At 27.7% G+C, this 3,780-nt stretch carries 3 protein-coding genes and 1 pseudogene; 1 reads left to right on the top strand and 3 read right to left on the bottom strand.

The genetic code is table 11. From position 1 onward, the window contains the following. The 3 genes from KJQ97_RS08940 to KJQ97_RS08950 form a co-directional block, all read right to left on the bottom strand. A partial coding sequence (locus KJQ97_RS08940; RefSeq protein ID WP_284454209.1) for a LapD/MoxY N-terminal periplasmic domain-containing protein occupies window positions 1–1,153 on the bottom strand: 1,153 nt, incomplete at its 3' end. Next, window positions 1,150–1,815 carry a transglutaminase-like cysteine peptidase gene (locus tag KJQ97_RS08945; RefSeq protein ID WP_214120625.1) on the bottom strand — a complete coding sequence of 222 codons (666 nt, stop codon included), beginning with the start codon at window positions 1,813–1,815 and terminating at the stop codon, window positions 1,150–1,152. The genes KJQ97_RS08945 and KJQ97_RS08940, both read right to left, overlap by 4 nt. Window positions 1,816–1,818: 3 nt before the next feature. Continuing rightward, complete coding sequence (locus tag KJQ97_RS08950) at window positions 1,819–3,633, bottom strand: TolC family protein (protein WP_214120626.1); 1,815 nt, start codon at window positions 3,631–3,633, stop codon at window positions 1,819–1,821. A 34-nt stretch (window positions 3,634–3,667) separates the two neighbouring features. Between KJQ97_RS08950 and KJQ97_RS10070 the strand changes: the two are divergent. Then, window positions 3,668–3,780: pseudogene (locus KJQ97_RS10070) on the top strand (hypothetical protein); the annotation flags it as partial.

The raw sequence follows: 3,780 nt of genomic DNA on the forward strand, positions 1-3,780 counted from the left end.
AATTAGTCTTATTTTTAATTAACAATAAGTCTAGTTCAGCAAGAATTTCATTTAGCTTTTTTCCTTCATAAGAACTTAAAGAACTGCTTATTAAAAACTCACTATCATCAAGTCCAAATTCTTTAAATAAATCTTTTATTTTATTTAGATAATTTACGCAGTTTTCTTCAAAACCTAAAGAATTCTCGCCTAAAACAGCGAAATCATTTTCATTAATTGAAAATACACATTCACTATCAAAAACCTTATCATTATCTCTTAAAATATCTGATAATCTTCCTAAAAATTCCATAGATTTATTAAAACCTAAAATCTTTTTTAGATTATAAGTTTCTTTAATGCTTAATAAAAAGCAATATCCATTTGAATACTCTTCCCTACTTTTAATTGATTCAAATTTATTTATAAAATATCTTCTATTAAATAGCTTAGTTCTTTCATCTTTATAAAGCAAATCATTATATTTATCTAGCGTTTCGCTCTCTTTATCAAATATATCTTTAACCTTACCTACCATTGAGTTCATCGCCATTACCATTTTTCTGACTTCTTGGGTAAATGGTAGTTTATTTTGTATTATAAACTCGTGTTCAAGTATAGCTTCTGCTTGTTTTCTAACCTTATTTAGTGGTGCTAAAATCGCTTTTAGTGAAAAATAAATTAAAATCATAGAAACTATAAAAATAATCACTAAATTAATAAACAATTCTTTAAGGGTTGTATAAAGTTGCTCGTAAGCAAATGCAGGGCTAATTTGCACATAAATAGTGCCTATTTTATTCCATTGTCTAATCTCAAAACTCTCAACAGGAGTGCTAATATTTACAAGTTTTACAAATAAATCACTAACTCCATAAAATACCTTTTCTTTACTTTTATCATAAACTATCTCATCATTTGCGTCAGTGAATTTAATTTCTTGATAATATCCACTATCAAAAATAGCATTAATCATAAGCTCAACGCTATCTTTATCAACATTATCTAAAGTAGCAATTGATAATCCTAGCGAAGTTGCTGTATGCTTTGCATTTGCACTTAATTGCTCGTTTATAAAATCATTTGTAGTTTGATAGTTTTTAACACCAACAATAGCTATTATAATTAATATAAAAACTATAGCACCTAATAAAATTTGCTTAAATAAAGTCATAAATCACCCTTTTTTAAATTCTCTAAATAACTAGACCAATCTTTTGTATATTTTGAAGATTTTGCCGATAATTTACCGCTTGATGCTTGTTGTGCTAAAAATAAGTCTTTAGCATTAAACGATAACACAGGCTTTAAATCAACTCTTTTGTTTGCTCTTTTAATTGAATTTGTATTACTATCTAAAATAAAAGGAATATCGTTAGGTTTTTCATAATATGCTAAAACCATATGAGAAATCCATTTACCATTTAAATTAGCATATACGTATGTAAAAAATAATTTTTCTTCACTAACTCCTAAATCAAGTAAAGTAAGATATTTTGCGATTACGAAATCTTCGCAATCTCCAAAACCCTTTCCAAGCGATTCAAATCTATTAGCCCAATAATCAGTCTTACCCCAAGTTATCATATCATCTTGCCATTTTATAATACTTGGGTCATTAAAAAATTCATTAACTTTTACTAATTTATTTGCATCATTTGTATTTTGTATATCTTGCATTAACTTATCTAGTTTTTCAAGTCTTTTAACACTAACTTGTCCGTAAGTCTTCTCCATTCTAACATAAGTTTGTGGTTTAATGAATGAAGAACTAGATAAACTAATACCGATAAAAAGAGTGAATAAAATCACTCTTTTAAAAATTCTACTATACATCAATTACTTAATATCAGAGATTGAGCAAGCTTTATTAATGTATTGTTTTGCATAACCATTAACAAAACCTTCAGAAATTACACCCATATTATCAAGCATTTTGTATTGGGTTAATAAAATATTGCTCTTTGTATTAATTAATTCTTTAGCAGCTGAAAAATATTCGCTTTGAGCATCTAATACATTGATTAAATCTCTTTTACCAATTTTAAATTCATCTTCATAAGTTAAAAGTGTAGATTTAGCGTATTCAACATAATCATTTAAATAATTTAATTTATCATTACTAATTTTATATGAATTAAATGCGTATGAATTGCTTTCTTCTAATTCTCTTAAAGTAGCATTATAATCCATTTGACTTGCTAATGCTCCGATTTTACTTTTTTCAACATTTAGCTTATCTTGACCTTTATTAAATAGGTTGTATGAAAATCTTAAATAAGCACCTGCTGAAGTATCTTTAGTATCTGCTTGTAAATCTCTAAAGATTTTATCTTTTGCATAGTTTGCACTTAATTCTAAGTCTAATTTAGGTAAATAATTTCCTTTTTTAACCTTTGTTTCATATTCAAGCACATTGATATTTTCAGCTTGAATTCTCACACTTGGATTACATTTTTTACTAATTTCATTTAAGCCTTCAACTGAACTAGGAATTGCATAAGTAAATTCTGGCATTACAAGAGAATTAATATCTACATTTTTACCAAATAATCTTGTAAATCTTGATTCAGCATCTTTAAAATCGTTTTCTGCTGATAATAAGTTATTTTTAGCAAGTGCTAAACGGCTTCCTGCTTGTCTTTCTTCACTAGCTCTTGCAAAACCTGAACTTGTTCTATCTTTGATTAGAGCATAAATATCTTCGTGAGCTTTTACATTTTTTTGTGCTATTTCAAGTAATAGTTTAGTTTTTATCATATCTAAATATGCTTTAGTGCTATCATATACGATTTCATTTGAATTTTGAATTACTTTATAAGCTGTAGAATTTGTAATGTGGCTTTGTTGAGCCTTGCCATTCATATCTTTTCCACCATTAAATAAGTTTTCTGTTAAAACTATTGAAGCATCGTGAGTTGTGCCTGTTCCTTTTTGTTCAGGTTGTACATTAACTTTTTTCTTTTTATTAACATATCCACCATTTGCATATACATTTAACATTGGATAATATTCAGCACTTGCTATATCTAAGTCTTTTAAAGATTTTAAATATTCTTGTTTATAAGTATTTACACTTGGGTTTGTATCAAGAACACTAGCAATCATTTTATTTAAAGTAATTGAATTAGCGTCTTCAACATTGTTAAATGCAGGAATATTTAAACCATTATCATTTTTTTCATCTAAACTATCTAACATACTTGAAACAGATGAATTATTATCTACAACAGCTGGTTCGCTAGTTAATTCGTCATTGTTTAAATTAGTATCTACTTCGCTATCAACCTTAGCAAATTTAGGTTCATTTGGTTTTCTAGTCGTAAAATAAGCGTCTTTATAGATAGAATTTGAGCGAAGATAGTTTCTAATCTCTGTTACTTTTGATTTAGACATATCAGCAGTTTCAACAACTACGGTGTGATATGTGCTATTATTTGCACTTTGTGGGTCACTAGCTCTTGCTTTTACCACCAATTCATTAGCGTATTTGCTACTATTAACAACTTTTTCAATATTTGATTTTATTTTGTTTAATGTAGCATAATCGTCTTTTTTAAAGCTGGCTATGAATATATTATATTCAGCTGCGTGCAAGCAACTAGCCGCAATAATAGATGTGATTAATGTTTTTTTCTTGACTCTTATACACATCTCCATGACGCCTTCAGCTTGTAAAAAACAGAAATTTGACGCCAAAATCGACACTGATAGCACCTACAATAAAATGCTAGACCTTGCATTATTAGTTGCATATTACAAATATATCACCGTTACCATCGCTAGCCATCCCATCTTTGA

The sequence above is a fragment of the Campylobacter sp. 2018MI01 genome (genome assembly GCF_018501205.1).
Lineage (GTDB): Bacteria > Campylobacterota > Campylobacteria > Campylobacterales > Campylobacteraceae > Campylobacter_E.

What these genes read in the sequence shown, in the direction of transcription:
- KJQ97_RS08950 (WP_214120626.1), bottom strand. Translation starts at nt 3,633, where the DNA reads ATGTGTATAAGAGTCAAGAAAAAAACATTAATCACATCTATTATTGCG.
- KJQ97_RS08945 (WP_214120625.1), bottom strand. Translation starts at nt 1,815, where the DNA reads ATGTATAGTAGAATTTTTAAAAGAGTGATTTTATTCACTCTTTTTATC.